This is a genomic window from Lutibacter sp., from assembly GCF_013041805.1.
Classification (GTDB): Bacteria; Bacteroidota; Bacteroidia; order Flavobacteriales; family Flavobacteriaceae; genus Lutibacter.
The window spans coordinates 1-22,475 of sequence record NZ_JABDRI010000022.1; the positions used below are offsets into that span (position 1 = coordinate 1).

Here is a 22,475-nt window from a genome sequence, read left to right on the forward strand (position 1 = left end):
GTGAAGAGTTTCGTAAAAAAAATCCAAACCATACTGGAAACGAGCCTTATAACTATTTTATGGCAGTTCATTTTCCGGATACTCAATTACAAATAATTGATTATAATCGTGTTGTAAAAGATTTAAACGGTTTAACAACCGATGAATTTTTAGCCAAAATTGATGAAAATTTTTATATCAAACAAATTAGTAAAACTATTGTAAAACCAGAAAAATTACACGATTTTTCTATGTATTTAGATGGTAAATGGTATGGCTTAACTGCTAAAAATAGTACTTTTAATGATGATAACCCAATTGATAGTTTGGATGTAAGTGTGTTATCAAAATATGTGTTAGAACCTATTTTAAATATAAAAGATTTACGAACAGATACAAGAATTGAATTTGTTGGTGGAATTAGAGGTTTGGGAGAATTAAGTAAACGTGTAGATAACGGAGAGATGGCAGTTGCATTTGCCTTATTTCCGGTGAGTATGAATCAATTAATGAATATTGCTGATACGAATAATATAATGCCTCCAAAAGTAACTTGGTTTGAACCAAAATTACGTTCAGGTTTAGTAATTAATAAATTAGATTAAAATTTAGTGAGCATAGCACAAAATATCCATACCATAAAAAATAGTTTACCTAGCCATGTAGATTTAATTGCAGTATCTAAAACAAAACCTGTAGCAGACATTTTAGAGGCTTATAATTCCGGACAAATAGCCTTTGGAGAAAATAAAATCCAAGAAATGGCTGAAAAATATGAATTGTTACCGAAAGATATTGAATGGCATATGATTGGTCATTTACAAACCAACAAAATTAAATATATGGCTTCTTTTGTGCATTTAATTCATGGTGTGGATAGTTTAAAAAAATTGAAAGAAATAAACAAGCACGCAATAAAACACAATAGAACTATCAATTGTTTATTACAGCTTAAAATTGCAAGTGAAGACACAAAGTTTGGAATGTCGATTGATGAAGCAGAAAGCATCTTAAATTCAGAAGAATTAAAAAATTTAGAACATATTAAAATTACTGGATTTATGGGTATGGCGAGTTTTACAGATAACCGCCATATCGTTAAAAATGAATTTAAATCACTGAAAACTGCTGCTGAATTATTGAAAAAATACACATCCTTTAATTTTAAGCCAACCATTTTATCTATGGGAATGAGTGGCGATTATAAAATAGCAATTGAAGAAGGCAGTACTATGGTTAGAGTTGGAAGTGCCATTTTTGGAATAAGAAACTACGCTTAATTTGTACGCAATTTTAGACATAGAAACTACAGGTGGTAAATTTAATGAGGAAGGGATTACTGAAATTGCTATTTATAAATTTGATGGACACCAAATAGTTGATCAGTTTATAAGCTTAGTCAATCCAGAGCGCAACATACAACCCTTTGTTGTAAACTTAACAGGAATCAACAGTAGTATGCTCAAAAATGCTCCTAAATTCTATGAAGTTGCAAAGCGGATTGTCGAAATTACAACCGATTGTGTTTTAGTAGCCCACAATGCTAATTTTGATAATCGAATTTTAAGTACAGAATTTAGACGCTTAGGTTTTGATTTTGAACGTAAAACTTTATGTACTGTTGAATTAAGTCAAAAACTAATTCCAGGCCTCGATTCGTATAAATTAGGAAAATTATGCCGATCGTTGGGAATACCTGTTTCGAGCAGACATAGAGCGGATGGTGATGCTATTGCTACCGTACAATTATTTAAATTATTATTAAATAAAGATGTTGATAAGGAGATTGTAAAACAAGCTATTAAAACTGAAAATACTAGAAAACTAGCTCCAAAACTTCTGAATTTTATTGATGAGTTACCTTCAATTAGCGGTTTGTTTTATATACATAATAACGAAAGAAACATTCTTTATATAGGAAAAGGCAAAAACATCAAAAAAAGTGCGAATCAGCTCTTTTTACACACATCGAAGAAAGCGCTTTTTATTCAAAACAATGTGGTGTCTGTCTCATACGAAGAAACTGGCAACGAACTTATTACACAACTAAAATTTGTGCAAGAGATTAAAATACACAAACCTAAATTAAACTTTTTAGCTAGGCCTAAAGTTTCTAAAATAAACTTTAGCAATGAAAATTTATTAGTTATTGATAAAGGAAGAAATGTAGGTGAAAAATCGGTTTTATTAATTGAAAACAATAAGTTTAAAGGTTTTTGCTATACAGATTTAAGCTATCAAATAAATAATTTAGATGTTTTAAAAACGTTAATTTCCCCTATGGAAAATTCAATAATTAATAGAAGTATTATAAAAAAATACCTGCAAAAAAACACTGTTGAAAAATTAATTCGCTTTTAATTCAACTAAAATATTTAACTTAGACCGTAAGTTTAGTACCTAACTATTTTGAAACAAGAACAACACACTACTAAAAATTGGAAAAATCAACTTCATGATATAATTTATGAAGCGGACACTCCAGCTGGAAAATGGTTCGATCTTATTTTAATTATTGTTATTTTAATTAGTATCCTTTTAGTTACCCTTGAAAGTGTTGATCATATTGATAAAGATTATCATGATTTTTTAAACATTGCAGAATGGGTGATAACTATTTTATTTACGTTAGAATATATTGCACGAATTATAACTATTAAAAAACCATCTAGCTATATTTTTAGTTTTTATGGAATTATTGATTTTTTAGCCACCATACCTAAATATTTATCACTTATTTTTATAGGAACCCATGCTTTAGTTGCACTTAGAGCATTACGATTATTAAGAGTATTTAGAATTTTAAAATTAACACGTTATTTAGGAGCTTCGGTAAATTTAATATCTGCCCTTAAAGCAAGTAGAATTAAAATTTTTGTGTTTTTATTTAGCGTATTAGTAATTACCATTATTTTGGGAACTGTAATGTATTTAGTTGAAGGTCCTGAAAATGGCTTTGCAAATATTCCTCTTAGTATGTATTGGGCAATTGTAACCCTCACCACAGTGGGCTATGGAGATCTCGCTCCTCATACCCCAATGGGGCAATTTATTGCAAGTTTAGTGATGATTTTAGGGTACGGTATTATTGCTGTTCCTACTGGTATTGTAACCTCTGAAATGACAAAACAAGACGCTAAAATTCACACGAACACACGATCTTGCTCTAATTGCTCATTTGACAAACATATGGACAATGCAGTGTTTTGTAATCGATGTGGTGAAAAACTGAAAGATGCCTAATTACTTGATTACAATTATTGGTGCTACAGCCATTGGTAAAACTGCTTTAAGTATTAAACTTGCTCAACATTTTAATGCTGAAATCATTTCTAGTGATTCTCGACAGTTTTACAAAGAAATGACTATCGGAACCGCCGTTCCTAATTCAGTAGAATTAGCTGCTGCTCCACATCATTTTATTCAAAACAGAAGTATTTTTGATGAGTATAGCGTAGGGCAATTTGAAAAAGATGCACTAGAAAAATTAGAAGAATTATTTTCCAAAAATAACATTACTATTATGGTTGGTGGAAGTGGTTTATACACCAATGCTGTTATTGATGGATTGGATTATTTTCCCAATGTAGATTTCGTTATTAGAGAAAAACTAAATATTCAATTAAAAAAAGAGGGTCTTGAAAGTCTTCAGATCAAATTAAAAGAATTAGATCTGGAATCGTATCATTCAATAGAAATTGAAAATCCACATCGTTTAATTAGGGCTTTAGAAATTTGCATTGGAACTGGAAAAACATATTCTGAATTTAAAAACAAACCAAAAAAACCACGCAACTTCACTCCTATTAAAATTGGTTTAACTGCTGATAGAGAAGTTATGTACGATCGTATCAATAAGCGAGTTGACATTATGTTAAACGAAGGATTGTTAGAAGAGGCGGAAAAATTACATAAATATAAAAATTTGAATGCCTTACAAACAGTAGGTTACAGAGAATTATTTCACTATTTTGAAGGGAATTGCACCTTAGAATTTGCCATTGAAGAAATTAAAAAAAATACACGAAGATTTGCTAAACGACAAGTAACTTGGAATAAAAAAGATTCTGAAATTCATTGGTTTAATTTTGAAACTCCTTTACCTACAATCATTAAAAAAATTAAAACGCTCATTTGAAAAATAATAAACCGTTAATTTTTGGTTATCTATTTGCTTTGGGTGCAACTGCAATTTGGTCGGGTAATTTTATCATTGCAAGAGATTTAAATGAAACTATCCCTCCTATAAGCTTGGCATTTTTTAGATGGACAGTCGCTATAATTGCCTTATTTCCATTTGCAATTAAAAAATTAATAACTGATTGGTATATCTTGAAAAAAAATATTTTATACCTATCAATAGTTTCGTTTTTAGGAGTTACCATTTTTAATACGTTAATTTATATTGCAAGTCATACAACCACAGCTATAAACCTTTCATTGATATCAATAACCTTTCCTGTATTTATAGTCATTCTTTCCCGTATTTTTTTTAAGGAAAAAATTACTTCAAACAAAGTAATTGGCATTCTACTTGTCATAAGCGGTGTATTACTATTAATAACAAACGGAGAGCTTTCAAAATTACTACAACTATCTTTTGCTATTGGTGATATTTGGATGCTATTAGCAGCTATTATTTTTGCACTTTATAGCATACTCCTCCGAAAAAAGCCAGCTGAATTAAGTATTTCAAGCTTTCAATTAAGTACTTTTATGTTAGGACTTATTTTTATGCTTCCATTTTTTATATGCGAAACTTTAAACACACCTCCTGTTTTGTTTGAATCCAAAACTGTACTTTCAATTTTGTATATTGGGATTTTTGCCTCTTTAACAGCTTATATTTTATGGAACAAAGCCATTGAAAAGGTTGGCGCAACAAACGCGGGAATGGTCTACTACACATTGCCTTTATTTAGTGGATTTTTAGCGTATCTATTTTTAGGTGAAGCCATTGGAATCAATCATGTTTTTAGCCTACTTTTAATACTTTCTGGAATTTTAATAGCTACACTAAAGAAAAATAACTAGTTTTAAAATAAATTCTATAAATTTAACTATTCTCTTAATTTTAAATGCATTATGAAAATAATAGTGACTAACATACTAGCTGTAATTTTAGGTTTAGTAATAGGAAGTTCCATTAATATGGGGATTATTATGATAAGTAGCTCAATTATTCCACCTCCAAATGGAGCTGATGTGACCACTATGGAAGGGCTAAAAGCCTCCATACATCTATTTCAACCAAAACACTTTGTTTTTCCTTTTTTAGCACATGCTTTTGGAACTTTTGTTGGTGCTTTAATTACCGCGATAGTTGCATCATCCTATAAATTTAAACTATCATTACTTATTGGAGTCTTCTTTTTAATTGGTGGTGTTATCAATACATTTATACTTCCAGCTCCTAGTTGGTTTATTACTTTTGACTTGTTAGTTGCCTATATTCCAATGGCTTGGCTTGGTTGGAAAATAATCTATTTAAACAGAAAACAGAACAAATAAAAAATATGCGCAAGCTTTTTTAGTTGTATGCGCATACTTTTTGAACAAAAGAATTCTCTGAAAATTGATAAGAAATTAACACGGTCTTATGTTTACATAAAACAAAAATTTTAATCGTAAATTTACGTTCTTAAAATACAAGCGATATTGACTAAAACCGAGCTCAAACAATTTTTAAACGAAAAAGTAATTCAGTATAATAATCCTGTATTTATTGAAAGTGACCCTATACAAATACCTCATTTATTTTCGCTTAAAGAAGATATTGAAATTGCCGCTTTTTTAACAGCAACCATTGCTTGGGGAAATAGAAAATCCATAATCAAAAATGCATATAAAATGATGGAGCTTATGGGAAACTCTCCTTATGATTTTGTGTTAAATCATAAAGCACATCACTTGGATAATTTAGATGGTTTTGTACACCGAACTTTTAATAGTACCGACTTTGAACACTTTATTAAAGCGCTAAAGCATATCTATCACAATCATAGTGGTTTGGAAGCTGTATTTTCAAAAAACGCAACTGCAAACTCATTTCAACCAGCTATTCATCAATTTAAAAAGGTTTTTTTTGAAATATCCCACGAACAAAGAACACAAAAACATATTTCTGACCCTTTTAAAGGTTCTGCAGCAAAACGAATTAACATGTTTTTACGTTGGATGGTAAGAACTGATAATGCAGGAGTAGATTTTGGTATTTGGAATAACCTCTCTCCTGCTCAACTCTCTTGCCCATTAGATGTGCATTCAGGAAATGTAGCACGTAAATTAGGTTTATTAACCAGAAAACAGAATGATGCTAAAGCTTTGACTGAATTAGATACTAGTTTGCGAGCTATGGATAAAGCTGACCCTGTTAAATACGATTTTGCACTTTTTGGTTTAGGTGTTTTTGAAGGATTTTAATAAAAATTTAAATAAAACTTAATTGGTATAACCTTCTTAAAAATATTTTATAAATTTATAAGAATTTATTGTCAAAAACCGCAAAACCATTAATTTCATTAGTATGGATAAGATTAAAGGCTCTAATAAAAAACTTACCTATGAAGAACTATTAGCTGAAAATATTCAATTAAAAAATGAAATTAAAAAGATTCACGCAAACACACCTAATATCATATGGAAATGGGAAATTGATAAAGGTATAGATTTTAAAAATGCATATATTTCAGAAGGTGTAGATGATTTTCTTGCATTACCAAAAGGAAGTATTGGCAATTCAATGATAACATATTTTTCCTACATTTTACCTGAATATTTACCTAAAATTTATGAACTCATAGATTATTGTACAGAGAATACTAATAAGTCAATTTCAATTGAGTACGAAGTAAAAAAGGCAGATGAAAAATTAGCTTGGTTTTCATCAACAGGCAGAGTTATTAAAGAAAATGATAAATTAACTATTTACGGAACTACAATAGATATTACTGAGAAAAAAAAATATGAGCAGAAATTAAAACAAAGTGACAGAGTATTTAATTTATCACTAGATATGTTTTGCATTGCCGGATTTGACGGATATTTTAAATATTTGAATCCAGCGTGGGAAAAAACTCTTGGTTGGCCTGTTGAAGAATTGCTATCAAAACCTTGGCTTGATTTTGTGTATCCTGATGACATAGAAAGAACTGAAAATATTAAATCTGTTATTGTTGATGGCAAAGAAATCTATCAATTTGAAAATAGATACATCTGCAAAGATGGTTCGATAAAATGGTTATCTTGGAACTCTCAACCATTTCCGAAAGAGAACATCATGATTGGAGCAGTTAGGGATATTACAGAAACAAAAAATATTGAAAAAGAATTACTTAAAGCCAAAGAAAAAGCTGAAGAAAGTAAAGCAAATATTAAAGCAATAATCGAAGGTACAAAAAATAGTATTTGGGCTTTTGATGCAGATTATAAAATTTTATATATAAACCATATATTTCAAAAAGATTTTTTACAATCATTCGGAGTCCTCCTAGAACCTGGTGTGAGTTTGGTTGAGGCACTTCCTAAACCATTAAAACCATTATGGAAATCCAGATATGACAGAGTGCTTGCTAATGAGCAATTTACAATTGAAGATGCCGTTCCTACAAATATTGGTACAATTTACATTGAAATATCATTCAATCCTATAGTAAAAAACGGAAAAGTAATAGGAGGCTCTTGCCTTGGAAGCGATATAACAATTCGTAAAAATGAAGAAAAAGAATTACTTAAAGCCAAAGAAAAAGCAGAAGAATCTGACCGATTAAAATCTGCATTTTTGTCAAACATGAGCCACGAAATCCGAACTCCAATGAACGGAATTTTAGGTTTTACTTCATTGCTCCAAGAGGTTAATTTATCAACTGAAAATCAAAAAAAATATATTAACATTATAGAAAAAAGTGGTAAACGTCTTTTAAATACCGTTAATGACATTATAGAAATATCAAAAATTGAAAGTGGTGAAATAAAAATTACAACTTCTAAGGTGGATGTCATTAATTATTTAGATACACTCGTTACCTTTTTTAGACAAGAAGCCAAAAAGAAACACTTACAAATTATTGTACAAAATTGTATTGATGGAAACGATTTATATATTCAAACAGATAAAAACAAACTAGATTCAATTTTATCAAACTTAATTAAAAATGCTATCAAATATACAAATCAAGGAACTATAAAAGTTGGTTTCTCAATTGCTTCAGATAACTTCATTTTTTCTTGCCAAGATACGGGTATTGGAATTTCTAAAAATAGACAGGAAGCCATCTTTAATAGGTTTGAACAAGCCGATATTGAGGATAAACTTGCAAAACAGGGTTCAGGGCTCGGTCTTGCCATCGTGAAATCATATGTTGAAATGTTACACGGTAAAATTTGGGTTGAATCAGAAGAAAATCAAGGTTCCTCTTTTTATGTATCCTTACCCTATTTACAAGCAAAACAGAAAGAAAATAATAGCTCAAAAAAAATTCCTTTATGCCATACTGAAATTAAAAATATTAATGTCTTAATTGTCGAAGATGATGAAACTAGTTTACTCTATCTTACATCAATTATTGGTGATAAATTTAACAACATAGAAGTTGCTAAAAATGGAATTGAAGCTATTGAAATGTGTAAAAATAACTCAGACATTAATTGTATTTTAATGGATATTAGAATGCCCGGAATTGATGGATATGAAACAACCAAACGCATCAGAAAGTTTAATAACGATATTGTAATTATTGCACAAACGGCTTATGCACTTGAAGGAGATAAAGAAAAAGCACTGAATGTTGGATGCAATGATTATATTTCAAAACCTATTAAAAAGGATAAGCTGTTTGAAATTATTAATAAATACTTTTAATTTGGAATTTTTAATAAAATAAACAAAAGTGCATTATTCAACTAAAATCTGTTTAAAAGTTTTTTCTTGAGACATATTTTTTTCTCTAGATACATTCTTATTATTTTCTGAAGATTTCCAATTCAAGTTTTTATGATAATGACTAATCATATTTTTACGAATTGGATCTATTACTGTCAAATAAAACCATTCATTGTCAAGTAGATTTTTCAATGTCTCATTGTTAACCAATATTTCACTCACAATTGTTATTAGCGCTTGAATTAAAAATGAAAGACACAAAGGTTGATAATACATTTCTTAATCAGATGTAGGAATAGATTGAAGTCGTAATCCCATTTTTAAATCTCCTCCATTTCCATTAACTACTCCAAATTTTCCCGTAATATTATGCGTTATTTTATAGCCTCCTACAAAAACATCATTATCAATAGTTGAAAAATAATAGTGATTCTTAATACATTGGGTAACAACCATAGAAATAGTGTAATCAAGTAATAAATTTGTGATATCTATTGAGATTTATTTTTTAGACGATTCATAAAAGTATATATTATTTTAAAAATCGAACGCTGCACATATGAAGTTTTCAGTTCATAAATTTTTATTTATATTTGTTATGGTAAACATTAATTATTTTTATGCACTATACATTACATCAACTTCAGATATTTTTAAAGATTTCTAAATTAGAAAGTATTACAAAAGCTTCAGAAGAACTCCATCTTACGCAGCCTGCGGTTTCAATTCAACTTAAAAATTTTCAAGAACAATTTCCAATTCCACTTACTGAAGTAGTGGGTAGAAAGTTATTTATAACTGATTTTGGGAAAGAAATAGCCATTGCTGCTGAAAAAATTATAAATGAAGTGCACGCAATTAATCATAAAACTTTATCCTATCAAGGTCAACTCTCTGGGAGACTAAAAATATCAATAGTATCTACAGGTAAATATGTAATGCCTTATTTTTTGTCTGAATTTATAAACCAAAATGAAGGTGTTGAACTTGAAATCGATGTAACTAATAAATCTAAAGTAATTGAAAGTTTAGAATTAAATAAAGTAGATTTTGCATTAGTATCTGTACTACCTAAAAAATTAAAAGTAAATAAAATAGCATTAATGCCAAATGAGCTTTACTTAGTAGGAAATAATCAGCTAAACATTAGCAATGATAAGCTAAATAATTCTAAAAATTTATTTGAAAACACGCAGTTAATTTATAGAGAACAAGGTTCTGCTACCCGAAAAGCCATGGAAACCTTTATTGGTAAAAACTTATTTTCTACACAAAAAAATATTGAATTAACTTCTAATGAAGCAGTTAAACAGGCGGTAATTTCAGGTTTAGGATGTTCAATTATGCCATTGATTGGTATAAAAAATGAACTTTTAAATAAGGATTTACAAATACTGCCAGTTAAAGGACTTCCAATTAGTACTACTTGGAACCTGATATGGCTAGCTTCCAAAAACTTATCCCCAGCAGCAGAGGCCTATTTAAATTTCATAAAGACAAATAAAGAAGAAATGATTCATAAAAATTTCTCTTGGATACATCAATATACCATTTAAAATTGGCCAATTTTTTATAATCGCTATTTATTTTTAGTTTTTAAGGATAAGCGCAGGAATTTTAAGTGAATTAAACAGCTGATTATAACTTTTCATTTCACTAGTAATAATTGCATTTTTTTCATCATTATATATATTCCAATCTTTCATTAAATCATTAAATCGTTCCTTTGCACCTGCTGTAACTGTAGGATCATCTTGATCTAAATACATTTTTAATTGAATCAGTTGTGCATTTAGTTTATTATTAAAATTAATTACATCTTGAAACGTTTTCTGCTTTGGCTGAATTAGATTTTCTTCCCAACTCGTAATACGCTTTGCTAATTCCTTCCCTTTTTCTAAAAGGTCCTTCGCATTCTCAGTATCTTTTAAAAGGGCTGCATAATTATCTAACTGTTTTTTAGCTGATCTCATTTCATTCACTGATTTATGCATTTCATTCAATACATTCTCAATAGCAATAAGCATGGCTTGTTGTTCATTGAAATCTTCTGCAGTTGCATGAATAGTAGGGTTTGGAAGAATCATCACTTCAGTCTCTGAACTAGTATTATCTAACGTTAATTTCAATTGATACTTTCCAGGAGCTACACTTGATCCTGAGTGACCACCAAACACAAATACCTTATCTATAGATGGAATTGCCTCACGATTAAAATCCCAAGTAAACCGATTGAACCCTTTTTTTGAAGGCAACATATCCGGCTTAGAAGGACCTCCTGGCCACGTTTTAAAATCTTTATCCTTTTTATTTGTGTACGTTCTAATTACTTTTGAATTTTGAAGTACTTCTAATTTTAAATCTAAAGTATCTGCATCTTTAGATAAATAATAATCAAACGTAACACCACTTTTAGGATTCTGACCAATTCTAGGTCTATTAGAAGTACCACCCATAATTTTATACGCAGATTTTGGTTGGTATAGGACCGTTTCTTTGTTTTCAAGATTCATTTGTTGAAATGCTGATACATCATCTAAAATCCAAAAACCCCTTCCAGAAGTTGCTGCTACAAGATCATTATCTTGAATAATTAAATCGTTTATCGGGACTACAGGAAAATTCAATTTAACAAGTTGCCAATTCAGTCCATCATCTAATGATACATACAAGCCTGTTTCCGTACCCGCATATAATAATCCTTTTCTTATTTTATCTGCTCGAACTACTCTTGCGAATCCATTCGCATCATTCAAACCATTGGTAATTTTTATCCATGAATTTCCATAGTTAGTTGTTTTAAAAATATATGAATTTAAATCCATTGACTTGTATCTCATAACTACAACATAGGCAGTAGCTGGGTTATGCTCAGATATTTCTATACTATTTATAATGCCATCTGGTATATTTTTTGGTGTAATATTTTCCCAAGTTTCTCCACCATTTTTTGTAATATGCAAAAGTCCATCATCAGTTCCAGCATATAAAACACCTTCTTCATGTTGAGATTCTACTAAAGCTGTTATGGTGTTATAGTTTTCGCCTCCTGCCGCTTCATTTGTAAAAGGACCACCACCTGGACCATGCTTATTTACTTCATTTTTAGTCAAATCTGAACTAATAACTGACCAATTTATACCACCATCAGTAGTTTTAAATACCACGTTCCCTGCATGATAAATGGTATTTCTATCATGTGGTGATGTGATAATTGGAGCATTCCAATTGTATCTATATTTAGAATCTTTGGGCGCAATACTCAAACCTAGTTCAGGATATTCTTTAATTGATTTTTGAACTCTTGAGGTTTTTGTCCATTTACTTATATTACCTTGATAAGTTCCTCCATAAACAGTCTCTGGGTTATCAGGATCGAAAGCAATAAAAGCACTTTCCCCTCCTGCTACTGAGTACCAATCTTTCCAATCTATTCCATCATCAGTTGTTCTACTTGCAATGGCAATTGCTGAATTATCTTGTTGACCTCCGTAAATATGATAAGGCACCAAATTATCAGTAATCACACGATAAAATTGCGCTGTTGGCTGATTTTGTTGTGTACTCCAGCTTTTACCACCGTTGAAAGAAATGTTTGCACCTCCATCGTTCGAGTTTATAAGAATTTGATTATCATTAGGATTAATCCATAAATGATGATTATCACCGTGCGGAACAGCAATAGTTGTAAAAGTTTTACCTCCATCAATAGATTTCATCACTGGTGCATTTAATACATACACTACGTTTTCGTTTTGAGGATCTGCAAAAATTTCCATGTAGTACCAAGAACGAGCAATATTTATACGATTACTATTCACTTGTTTCCAAGTTTTTCCAGCATTGTCAGAGCGATACACGCCTCCTTTTTTACCCTCAGCTTCAACAACTGCGAAAACACGCTCAGAATTTGCTCTAGAAACAGAAATTCCAGATTTTCCAAATTCTTTTGGAAGTCCTCCCTCCATTTTCTTCCAAGTATCACCACCATCAATTGATTTATACAACCCTGAATCCTTTCCTCCTGATTCCATTATCCATGGATAACGGCGATGTTGCCACATAGCAGCATATAATATTCGTGGATTATTCATATCCATAGAAAGCGATGAAGCTCCCGTATTTTCATCTACAAACAAAAGTTGTTTCCAATTTTTTCCACCATCAATAGTTCTATAAATTCCTCTATCTTTAGAAGATGCATATTGTGCCCCTTGGACAGATACATACATAATATTTGGATTAGTTGGGTGTATAATTACATCTGAAATATGTCTAGAATTAGCTAGGCCAATATGATTCCACGTTTTTCCAGCGTCCATAGATTTATACATTCCATCACCCATTGAAGTCATAACTCCACGCACTGCATGCTCTCCCATACCCACTGCAACTATATTTGGATCACTCTCTGAAACAGCTATAGCACCTACAGAACCTGTTTTAAAAAATCCGTCAGAAATATTATTCCATGTAATACCAGCATCCATAGTTTTCCAAATTCCACCACCTGTAGAACCCATATAATACGTATGAGGTTGTCCAACAACACCCGTTGATGCAACACTTCTTCCTCCCCTAAACGGACCAATACTACGCCATTTTAAACCGTGAAATAAAGAGTCATTTAAAGTTATATTAGCTTCACTTGTTTTTTTCTTTTTGCGATTTTGAGAATGAACACTTAAAGGTAAAATAAGCAGACAAAGAAGAATAATTTTAAAAGATTTCATTGGTTTGGATTAAATTGATTAGTAATATGATAGTGCGTGAATAATTCAGTTTATTTCTTATGAATGTGAAATATACTAAATATGAAATAAACTCACTAAAAAAATATGTACATGAATATTTAGGCACATTTTGAGAAAAGGAAAAAATAGTTAATTAATTTAAAATGATTTACTAACTATATTAAAAACAAAACCCTCTAAATTTCTTTAAAGGGTTAAGCATTCTTAAGTGGAGCATATCGGAGTCGAACCGATGACCTTTTGGCTGCCAGCCAAACGCTCTAGCCAACTGAGCTAATGCCCCATTTAAAATTATAAAAAACTTTGAATAGCTAGTTCATAACTTTGCAGTCCAAATCCTGCAATGACACCTTTGGCATTAGGAGCAATATAAGAAGTATGCCTAAATTCTTCACGAGCATGTACATTAGAAATATGAACTTCAATCACCGGTGTTTCAATTCCTTTTATGGCATCTCCAATAGCAACAGAAGTATGTGTATAAGCACCTGCATTTAAAACAATACCATCAAAACTAAAACCAACTTCATGTAATTTATTAATTATTTCGCCTTCAACATTACTCTGAAAATAAAGTAATTCTATATTTCCATATTTCATTTTTAAAGTTTCAAAAAACTCATCAAAAGTTGAATTTCCATAAATGGATGGTTCTCGTTTTCCTAATAAATTAAGATTTGGACCATTTAGAATTAAGATTTTCATTTATTAAAGTTTAGGTGTAAATATATTACTTATTTTTATCAAATGAAACGAGCAAGAGTAATTATGATAGTGAAAAACATATGTTAAAACTAAAAAACAAATTTTAAACATATGAAATGGAATTCAATAGTACAAGATTATCAGTTCTATTTAAAAATAGAAAAAGGGTTAGCAAAAAACTCTATTGAAAGCTATACACGTGATGTAAAAAAGTTAATTTCATATCTAGATGACAATGAAATAAATGTTTCACCAATTAACATCACGGAGGATACAATTCAGGAATTTATTTATTCGGTTTCTAAAAAATTGAATTCAAGATCACAAGCTCGATTAATTTCAGGTATTCGAAACTTTTTTGATTACTTAATTTTTGAAGATTATAGAAAAAACAATCCAACTGATTTAATAGAAGCTCCAAAAATAGGACGAAAATTACCAGATACTTTAGCTATTGAGGAAATTGATTTACTTATACAAACAATAGATTTAAGTGAACTACAAGGGGAACGAAATAGGACTATTTTAGAAACGCTTTATAGTTGTGGTTTGCGAGTTTCTGAACTTACCAATTTAAAAATATCTGATTTATTTTTTGAAGAAGGGTTTATTCAAGTAATTGGAAAAGGAAATAAACAACGGTTTATTCCTATAAACTCGCTCACACAAAAATATATTGAAAACTATAGAACTTCCATTCGAGTTCATATTAATGTGCAAAAAGGTTTTGAAGATACCTTATTTCTAAATAGACGCGGTAAAAATTTAAGTCGTGTTATGATTTTTACTATCATTAAAAACTTAGCTGAAAAAGCTGGAATTAAAAAGAAAATAAGTCCGCATACATTTAGGCATTCTTTTGCTACGCATTTATTAGAACGCGGAGCAGATTTAAGAGCTATTCAACAAATGTTAGGACATGAAAGTATTACTACAACAGAAATTTATATGCATTTAGATAGAAGTTTTTTAAAGAAAGTTGTAAATCAATTTCATCCTAGAAAATAACGCATATATTAAAGTTGAAACAAAAAAAGAATCTCACAAGTGAGATTCTCTTTTTTTAATATTATGTAAAATTGTTTATTTCGCAATATTAACAACCCTTGTTTCTCTAATCACTGTAACTCTAACTTGCCCAGGATAAGTCATATCATTTTGTATTTTTTGAGAGATGTTAAAAGATAGTTCGCCTGCCTTTGCATCATTTACTTTTTCACTTTCAACAATTACGCGCAACTCTCTACCAGCCTGAATTGCATATGCTTTTTGTACACCTGTAAATCCAAACGCAACGTCTTCTAAATCTTTCAAACGCTGTATGTAAGAATCTAATACTTGACGACGAGCCCCAGGTCTTGCACCTGAAATAGCATCACAAACTTGAACAATTGGTGCTATTAAGGTCGTCATTTCAATTTCATCATGGTGAGCTCCAATAGCATTACAAATTTCAGCACTTTCATTATATTTTTTAGCCCATTCCATACCTAACAACGCATGAGGTAATTCACTTTCAGTTTCAGGAACTTTTCCAATATCATGTAACAATCCTGCTCTTTTAGCTAATTTGGCATTTAATCCTAATTCAGCTGCCATTAAACCACAAAGATTCGCAACTTCACGTGAGTGCTGCAATAGGTTTTGACCATATGACGAACGATATTTCATGCGGCCAATAGTTTTAATTAACTCTGGGTGTAAACCATGAATTCCTAATTCAATAACCGTTCTTTTTCCAACTTCAATTATCTCTTGCTGCAATTGTTTCTCAGTCTTTTTTACAACTTCTTCAATCCTTGCTGGATGTATACGCCCATCTGTAACTAATTTATGTAGCGCTAAACGAGCTATTTCTCTTCGAACCGGATCGAAACATGATAAAATAATTGCTTCAGGAGTATCGTCTACTATTATTTCAACACCTGTTTCCGCTTCCAAAGCTCTAATATTACGGCCTTCTCTACCTATAATTCTACCTTTTACATCGTCAGATTCTATATTAAAAACAGAAACACAGTTTTCAACAGTTTGTTCAACTCCTACTCTTTGTATTGTATTTAAAATTACTTTTCTAGCTTCTTGCTGTGCAGTTAATTTAGCTTCTTCGATAGCATCTTGGATAAATGCCATAGCATCAGATTTAGCTTCATCTTTTAAAGATGTTACTAATTCTTTTTTAGCATCTTCTGCTGAAAGCCCTGAGATAACTTCCAAGTTTTCTACTTGCTTACGATGCAATTTATCTACTTCATCGTTTCTTCGTTCTAAATAAGTAATTTTAGTATCGTATTCTTCAATTTTTGAGGCAACCTCAGCTGTCAATTTTTTGTTTTTATCAAGTATTTGTGATACTTGAGATTCCTTATCTCTAACACGTTTTTCAGCTTCTGCTATTTTTTTATCACGAGCTATAATTACTTTCTCATGCTCAGATTTCAATTCAATAAATTTTTCTTTAGCTTGTAAAATTTTATCCTTTTTAAGAATATCTGCTTCAATTTTAGCTTCTCTAATAAGTGCTGTTGCTTCTCTTTTTGTGTTTCTTAAAATTTTTGTTGCTTTTGTTTTTTCCAAATATTTTGCAACAATATAGCCAATAGTTAAACCTATGGCGATACCAACAATAATTGGTAATATATAATCCATCATAATTCAAATTTATGTATAAAAAAAACCTACATCAGAAAGGTTATGAAAACTCCTTTAAAACAAGATTAAGGCTAACTAACTGATCAAGGATCCGTTCAAGACGGCTTGCTTTTACAATTGAGACTCACCTTTCATAAAGGTAAAATGTTGAGTATTCAAACAATAACTAATGTAGGCAGTATTATTATTAATATTAATATTTTAAAGAACTTATTTTTTTAAATGTTCATCTATTAAAACACTTAATTCATTCATTTTTTTTGTTGCTTTACTAATTTCTTCATTTGAATTTATGGCATTAATTTCAATTTGTGATGCAAATTGCAAAGCACACATTGCTAATACATCTTGCTTATCACTAACTGCATAATTCTTCTCAAATTTCGTAACTAATTCATTAATTCTATTTGCTGCTTTACGCATTCCTTCTTCTTCATTTTCATTTTTTATACGCATTGGGTATACTCTTCCTGCAATAGTTACTTTTATTTTTAAAGATTCGGCCATTTTAAAGATCTTATTCGCTTAATTGACTGATACAATTGTCAACTTCACGAATTAAAGCATTTATTTTAAGTTTTGTTTCTCTACTATTTTCCTTACTGCCTTCTATAGTTTTCGCAATTTTTAATGTTTGATATTGTTTTTCAATTTCATTATTAAATTGCTTTTCTTTAGCTATTTGATTTTCTAGGACTATTACTTTGTTATGCAATAACTCATTTTCTTCTTTCAAAAAAATATAGTTTTCTAAAAGGGTCTTAAGTTTATCTTCAACTAAATTAACAATTCCTGTTATTTGATTCATATATACCTAAAGAATATAAACTAATATTACAAAGTTAGTGTTAGTAAAGGAATATAGCAACTGTTTTTGGTAATTTATAAAAAAAATTATCGTTATAATTTGAATCATAGCTATATTTAAATTTCATAAATCATTATATTTAGTATTTTAGCATTAAAACAAAATTTGTGAGAAAAATAGTATATATTTTAGTAGTTTTTTATCATTTTGCAGCTTATGCTCAAGGAGATATTTCTGTACGTCCTACATATCCAAGTAGTTACTTTGATAATCCTTTAGATATCCCTTTAGTTTTATCGGGAACTTTTGGCGAACTTAGATCAGATCATTTTCATGCAGGATTAGATTTAAAAACTCAGCAAAAGGAAGGTTTAAACGTAATTGCTGCTGCTGCAGGATATATTTCGAGAATAAAAATATCTCATTGGGGATACGGAAAAGCGATTTATATTACACATCCAAGCGGCTTTACCACTGTGTATGCACACCTACAAAAATTTAATAAAAGAATTGAATCTTATATTAAAAAGCAACAATATAAAAAAGAAAGTTTTGAAATTCAGGTATTTCCTTCTTCAAAAGCTTTACCAATTAAAAAAAATGAAATTATTGCTTTAAGTGGAAGCACTGGTGGATTTGTTGGGCCTCATTTACATTTTGAAATACGTGATACAAAAACAGAAAAACCAATTAATCCCATGCTTTTTGGGATTCAAGTATCTGATGGGAAAAAACCTAGAATTAATACCTTAATTGGTTATCCCTTGGATAAGAACTCTCAAATAAACAGTATTGGAATTCCTTCTCAAATATCATTAATAAACTCAAAAAATGGTGAATTGCAAGCAAAAAAAATATATGCCTTTGGTAAAATTGGTTTTGGAATAAACGCTTTTGACCAGCTAGATGGCGCTTACAATAAAAACGGTTTATACAGTTTAACTATGTTGGTAAATGGCCTAAAAGTTCATGAATTTAATGCAACTACCTTTTCTTTTTCAGAGAGCAAATACATAAATTTATTAATTGATTATGAGCGCTTTAAAAAATTAAAACAGCGTATACAAAAATGTTTTATTGAGCCTTCTAATAAATTAAGTCTTTATTCTAAATCACTTAACAAAGGTTTTTTAAATATTGAAGACGGATTAAATTATAAAGTGGAAATTATTGCGAAAGATTTTAAAGGAAACCAGCAAAAAGTAACAATTCCAATTGTTGGTAAAAAGGATACCATTTTAGTTTCGAATAATCCGAAGATTACCCAATTTAAAATTGATAAAACGTTATTTAATAAATTTCAACAAAATGGTGTTACAGTAGCGTTTCCTAAATATACATTTTATAACAATTTTTATCTTGATTTTGAAGTCAAAGATGCTCTTGTAAAAGTTCATACACCAACTATTCCTTTGGATAAAAGATACACCTTAACCTTTGATGTTTCTGGTTATTCTGCAGAAGAAAAGAAACAATTATATATCGCTTATATTCTGGATAATGGAAAATCTTCTTATGAAAATACCGTTAAAAAGGATTTTACTTTTTATACATCAACAAAGAAATTGGGTGATTTTACGTTACTAAGTGATACCATAAATCCAAAAGTGCGATTACAAAATTTTAAAGATCAGCAGTGGTTAACACACTTTAAAACTTTAAAATTAAAAATTTCTGATAATGAATCTGGAATAAAATCGTATCGAGGTGAGATTGATGGTGAATGGATTTTATTAGAATATAATGTGAAAAATGGAATTTTAACTTATGATTTTAATGATAAAATATTTACATCAGCTAAGCACACTTTAAAAGTGATTGTAGAAGATAATGTTGGTAATTTGAGTACATTAAATGCAACTTTCTTTAGAAAAAAATAAAATATCCATGCTCAGAACGCTAAGCCTTGTTTTACTTCTTATCACTAGTCTATCGCTTAATGCTCAAGAATCAGTCATAAAAGGAGTTGTAAAAAATGCAAATAAAGAACCTATTGAAGGTGTGGCTATCACTTATTTGAACAATGGTACTAGTACTAACAATAAAGGTGAATATCAATTAAACGTCCCTGGCGGGCAACAAATTAAGATTGTTTTTAGTCATATTTCATATAAACTACTAACAGAAACAGTAAAAATTCCTATTAATAAGACTTATCGGTTCTCTCCTATTTTACAACTTAAAATTGAAGAAATAGATGAGGTTATTGTTCAAGATATCAAAAAAGATGCTCAAGGTTTTATTAACGTAAATCCATCCGATGCCACAAAAATTCCTGGAGCTAATAATGGCATTGAAAATATATTAATGACCTTGCCTGGCGTAAACAATAATAACGAGTTAAGCACCCAATATAATGTTCGTGGTGGTAATTTTGATGAAAATTTAGTATATGTAAATGGTATTGAGGTGTACAGACCATTTTTAGTTCGTGCTGGACAACAAGAAGGTTTAAGCTTTGTAAATTCTGCAATGACTCAAAATATAAAGTTTTCTGCAGGTGGTTTTCAAGCAAAATATGGCGATAAACTTTCTTCTGTTTTAGACATAACTTACAGAACTCCAACAGAGCTAGCAACTACACTAAACGCTAGTTTATTGGGCGGAAGTGTAACTGTTGAGGGTACTATGATCAATAATAAATTAAGTGCTATTTTAGGTGTTAGATATAGAGATAATAGCTTATTTATTAACAGTAAAGATATTGCGACTAATGCGAATCCTAATTTTACAGATGTGCAAACATTTTTATCATATACTGTTAATCCACGTTTAAAAATAGACTTTTTAGGAAATTATTCCATCAATAACTATAACTATACACCTTTATCACGAAGAACTAAATTTGGAACTATTGCCAACCCCTTAGAGCTTATTGTTTTCTACGAAGGACAAGAAAAAGATAAATTTGAAACTGTTTTTGGTGCTTTAAAAGGAAGTTATACGGTAAATGATAACTTAAATGTTAGTATCACTACATCGGCTTATCATACTATTGAAGAAGAATATTACGATATTTTAGCTAGTTATAATTTAGGTGAAGTAAATAATGATTTTGGATCTGATAATTTTGGTGATGTTGAATTTTCACAAGGTATTGGCTCACAATTAAATCACGCCAGAAATGATATTGATGCTTTAATTACAAACGCCCAATTAAAAGCCACTTATAAAAAAGATAATCATCAAATTGATTTTGGTATTAAATATCAAAACGAAGATATTAGAGATCGAATTAATGAATGGGAAGTTATTGATTCCGTGGGATTTAATGTCCGCCCAATAAATCATATTTCAAATAACCAACCTTATGAACCTTTTACGGGTGACATAGTTCCTTTCCAAAGTGTTCAAGCGAAAAACAATGCTATTATTGATCGATTGGTTTGGTTTGCTCAATACAGTAAAAATAGTGATTGGAACAATCACAAAGTTTGGTATAATATAGGAATGCGCTCACACAATTGGAACGTAAATGGAGATGGCATTGAAACTTCAAATCAAATTATATATAGTGTTCGTGGGCAATTTGCTATAAAGCCAGATTGGGAAAAGGATATGCTGTTCAGGGTTTCTGCAGGAATGTATAATCAACCTCCTTTTTATAGAGAATTACGAAACGCAGAAGGAATTGTTGTTCCAACCGTTGACGCGCAAGAATCAATTCACTTAGTTTTAGGGAATGACTTTAGTTTTGATGTATGGGGAAGACCTTTTAAATTAATTTCAGAAGTGTACTATAAAAACTTAACCAATGTAAATACGTATACTATTGATAATGTCAAAATTAGATATAGTGCCAATAACAATGCTACAGCTTATGCTACTGGTGTTGACTTGCGTTTAAATGGTGAATTTGTGCCGGGAACTGAAAGTTGGATTAGTATTGGGTATTTAAAATCAGAAGAAAATAGTGAGGATAGAGGTTATATTTCTCGTCCAACTGATCAACGTTTTAAATTTGCAATGTTATTTCAAGACTATGTTCCAAATATTCCAAACATTAGAATGTACTTAAATTTAGTTTTCAATACAGGTGTTCCTGGTGGGTCTCCTTCATATGTTGACCCCTATAATTATCAAAATAGATTAAACGCTTACAAAAGAGCTGACATTGGTATTTCGTATGTTTTTACCGATGCAAAAAATCAATTTAATAATAGTTGGAAAAGCAACTTGAAAGAATTTTCTGTTGGATTTGAAATCTTTAATATGTTTGATGTGCAAAACGCAATCACAAATACGTGGGTACGAGATGCCTATTCAAAACAGTTTTATGGTATTCCAAACTTTATGACACAGCGTGTATTCAACATTAAATTAGATATGAAGTTTTAGTGACTATTAAATAAATTTCAAACCACTGAATTCCTATTTTTAAACTAATTAATTTATATTTTTTTTAATACATTTTTACCTGTAATAGCCATTGAAGTTAGTACACCTGAAAATAAGGCTCCTCCTACTCCCGCCGATACAATGTCTTGCCCCGTCAGATAAAAGTTTTTTATTGGTGTCCGAGGTTTTAAAAAATCTTGTCTAAATCTACTTGGGCTATGATCTAAACCGTATATTTCTCCTTTTTCATAATTTACAAAATGCTCAGTACTTAAAGGTGTAGAAAGTTCATAGCAGTTTACCTTCCCTTTAACCTGAGGTAATTGTTTGTATAACTCTTTTAACAAGCGTTGAGCTA

The 22,475-nt window shown here is 30.2% G+C and carries 20 protein-coding genes, 1 tRNA gene, 1 other RNA gene and 1 pseudogene; 13 read left to right on the forward strand and 10 right to left on the reverse strand.

Going from position 1 to position 22,475, the window contains the following annotated elements:
* From HKP59_RS03225 to HKP59_RS03265, 9 genes are all read left to right on the forward strand, one after another.
* On the forward strand, positions 1-584 hold a 584-nt coding region (locus tag HKP59_RS03225; RefSeq protein ID WP_291803393.1), incomplete at its 5' end, for a DUF1015 family protein.
* A 6-nt stretch (positions 585-590) separates the two neighbouring features.
* Complete coding sequence (locus tag HKP59_RS03230) at positions 591-1,259, forward strand: YggS family pyridoxal phosphate-dependent enzyme (RefSeq protein ID WP_291803394.1); 669 nt, start codon at positions 591-593, stop codon at positions 1,257-1,259.
* Position 1,260: 1 nt separating this feature from the next.
* Positions 1,261-2,340: an exonuclease domain-containing protein gene (locus HKP59_RS03235; protein WP_291803395.1), complete on the forward strand. Its 1,080-nt coding sequence runs from the start codon at positions 1,261-1,263 to the stop codon at positions 2,338-2,340.
* Between the two features lie 48 nt (positions 2,341-2,388).
* Entirely contained in the window at positions 2,389-3,222 is an 834-nt protein-coding gene (locus HKP59_RS03240; protein WP_291803398.1) for an ion transporter, read from the forward strand.
* A complete protein-coding gene (miaA, locus tag HKP59_RS03245; protein ID WP_291803400.1) occupies positions 3,215-4,117 on the forward strand; it encodes a tRNA (adenosine(37)-N6)-dimethylallyltransferase MiaA in 903 nt (300 codons plus the stop codon). Before HKP59_RS03240 ends, miaA begins: the two co-directional genes overlap by 8 nt.
* Positions 4,114-5,013 (forward strand): DMT family transporter, encoded by a 900-nt coding sequence (locus tag HKP59_RS03250; protein WP_291803401.1) that lies wholly within the window; start codon positions 4,114-4,116, stop codon positions 5,011-5,013. The genes miaA and HKP59_RS03250 overlap by 4 nt, the downstream gene beginning before the upstream one ends.
* A 51-nt stretch (positions 5,014-5,064) precedes the next feature.
* Complete coding sequence (locus HKP59_RS03255; protein WP_291803402.1) at positions 5,065-5,490, forward strand: hypothetical protein; 426 nt, start codon at positions 5,065-5,067, stop codon at positions 5,488-5,490.
* A gap of 147 nt (positions 5,491-5,637) precedes the next feature.
* Positions 5,638-6,402: a TIGR02757 family protein gene (locus HKP59_RS03260; RefSeq protein WP_291803404.1), complete on the forward strand. Its 765-nt coding sequence runs from the start codon at positions 5,638-5,640 to the stop codon at positions 6,400-6,402.
* A gap of 103 nt (positions 6,403-6,505) precedes the next feature.
* Complete coding sequence (locus HKP59_RS03265) at positions 6,506-8,839, forward strand: PAS domain S-box protein (protein WP_291803406.1); 2,334 nt, start codon at positions 6,506-6,508, stop codon at positions 8,837-8,839.
* 33 nt (positions 8,840-8,872) lie between these two features.
* Here the strand turns inward: HKP59_RS03265 and HKP59_RS03270 are convergent, their stop codons facing one another.
* Both HKP59_RS03270 and HKP59_RS03275 read right to left on the reverse strand, forming a co-directional pair.
* Positions 8,873-9,052 carry a hypothetical protein gene (locus HKP59_RS03270; protein ID WP_291803407.1) on the reverse strand — a complete coding sequence of 60 codons (180 nt, stop codon included), beginning with the start codon at positions 9,050-9,052 and terminating at the stop codon, positions 8,873-8,875.
* 87 nt (positions 9,053-9,139) lie between these two features.
* Positions 9,140-9,316 (reverse strand): putative inorganic carbon transporter subunit DabA, encoded by a 177-nt coding sequence (locus HKP59_RS03275; protein ID WP_291803409.1) that lies wholly within the window; start codon positions 9,314-9,316, stop codon positions 9,140-9,142.
* A 164-nt stretch (positions 9,317-9,480) separates the two neighbouring features.
* Here HKP59_RS03275 and HKP59_RS03280 point away from each other — a divergent pair, with 164 nt between their 5' ends.
* On the forward strand, positions 9,481-10,416 hold the full coding sequence (locus HKP59_RS03280) for a LysR family transcriptional regulator (RefSeq protein ID WP_291803411.1): 936 nt from the start codon (positions 9,481-9,483) through the stop codon (positions 10,414-10,416).
* 33 nt (positions 10,417-10,449) lie between these two features.
* On the opposite strand, the gene HKP59_RS03285 is transcribed toward HKP59_RS03280, so the two are convergent.
* The 3 genes from HKP59_RS03285 to aroQ all read right to left on the reverse strand — a co-directional run bounded on the left by HKP59_RS03285 (position 10,450) and on the right by aroQ (position 14,319).
* Positions 10,450-13,593: a glycosyl hydrolase gene (locus HKP59_RS03285; RefSeq protein WP_291803413.1), complete on the reverse strand. Its 3,144-nt coding sequence runs from the start codon at positions 13,591-13,593 to the stop codon at positions 10,450-10,452.
* Between the two features lie 230 nt (positions 13,594-13,823).
* A tRNA-Ala gene (locus HKP59_RS03290) sits at positions 13,824-13,897 on the reverse strand.
* Positions 13,898-13,905: 8 nt separating this feature from the next.
* Entirely contained in the window at positions 13,906-14,319 is a 414-nt protein-coding gene (gene aroQ, locus HKP59_RS03295) for a type II 3-dehydroquinate dehydratase (protein ID WP_291803415.1), read from the reverse strand.
* Between the two features lie 111 nt (positions 14,320-14,430).
* Here aroQ and xerD point away from each other — a divergent pair, with 111 nt between their 5' ends.
* The gene (gene xerD / locus HKP59_RS03300; RefSeq protein ID WP_291803417.1) at positions 14,431-15,327 is read left to right on the forward strand and encodes a site-specific tyrosine recombinase XerD; all 897 of its coding nucleotides are present in this window, start codon (positions 14,431-14,433) and stop codon (positions 15,325-15,327) included.
* 75 nt (positions 15,328-15,402) lie between these two features.
* Here xerD and rny read toward each other — a convergent pair whose 3' ends face one another.
* The 4 genes from rny to HKP59_RS03320 form a co-directional block, all read right to left on the reverse strand.
* On the reverse strand, positions 15,403-16,971 hold the full coding sequence (gene rny, locus HKP59_RS03305; RefSeq protein ID WP_291803419.1) for a ribonuclease Y: 1,569 nt from the start codon (positions 16,969-16,971) through the stop codon (positions 15,403-15,405).
* 46 nt (positions 16,972-17,017) lie between these two features.
* Positions 17,018-17,124: non-coding RNA, 6S RNA (ssrS, locus tag HKP59_RS03310), on the reverse strand.
* A 57-nt stretch (positions 17,125-17,181) separates the two neighbouring features.
* On the reverse strand, positions 17,182-17,478 hold the full coding sequence (locus HKP59_RS03315) for a cell division protein ZapA (protein ID WP_291803420.1): 297 nt from the start codon (positions 17,476-17,478) through the stop codon (positions 17,182-17,184).
* A gap of 10 nt (positions 17,479-17,488) precedes the next feature.
* The gene (locus HKP59_RS03320; RefSeq protein ID WP_291803422.1) at positions 17,489-17,779 is read right to left on the reverse strand and encodes a hypothetical protein; all 291 of its coding nucleotides are present in this window, start codon (positions 17,777-17,779) and stop codon (positions 17,489-17,491) included.
* A 167-nt stretch (positions 17,780-17,946) separates the two neighbouring features.
* Here HKP59_RS03320 and HKP59_RS03325 point away from each other — a divergent pair, with 167 nt between their 5' ends.
* A complete protein-coding gene (locus HKP59_RS03325) occupies positions 17,947-19,659 on the forward strand; it encodes a M23 family metallopeptidase (RefSeq protein ID WP_291803424.1) in 1,713 nt (570 codons plus the stop codon).
* A 7-nt stretch (positions 19,660-19,666) separates the two neighbouring features.
* Complete coding sequence (locus HKP59_RS03330; protein WP_291803426.1) at positions 19,667-22,117, forward strand: carboxypeptidase-like regulatory domain-containing protein; 2,451 nt, start codon at positions 19,667-19,669, stop codon at positions 22,115-22,117.
* A 53-nt stretch (positions 22,118-22,170) separates the two neighbouring features.
* On the opposite strand, the pseudogene HKP59_RS03335 reads toward HKP59_RS03330, so the two are convergent.
* Positions 22,171-22,475, reverse strand: a pseudogene (locus tag HKP59_RS03335) (FAD-dependent oxidoreductase); the annotation flags it as partial.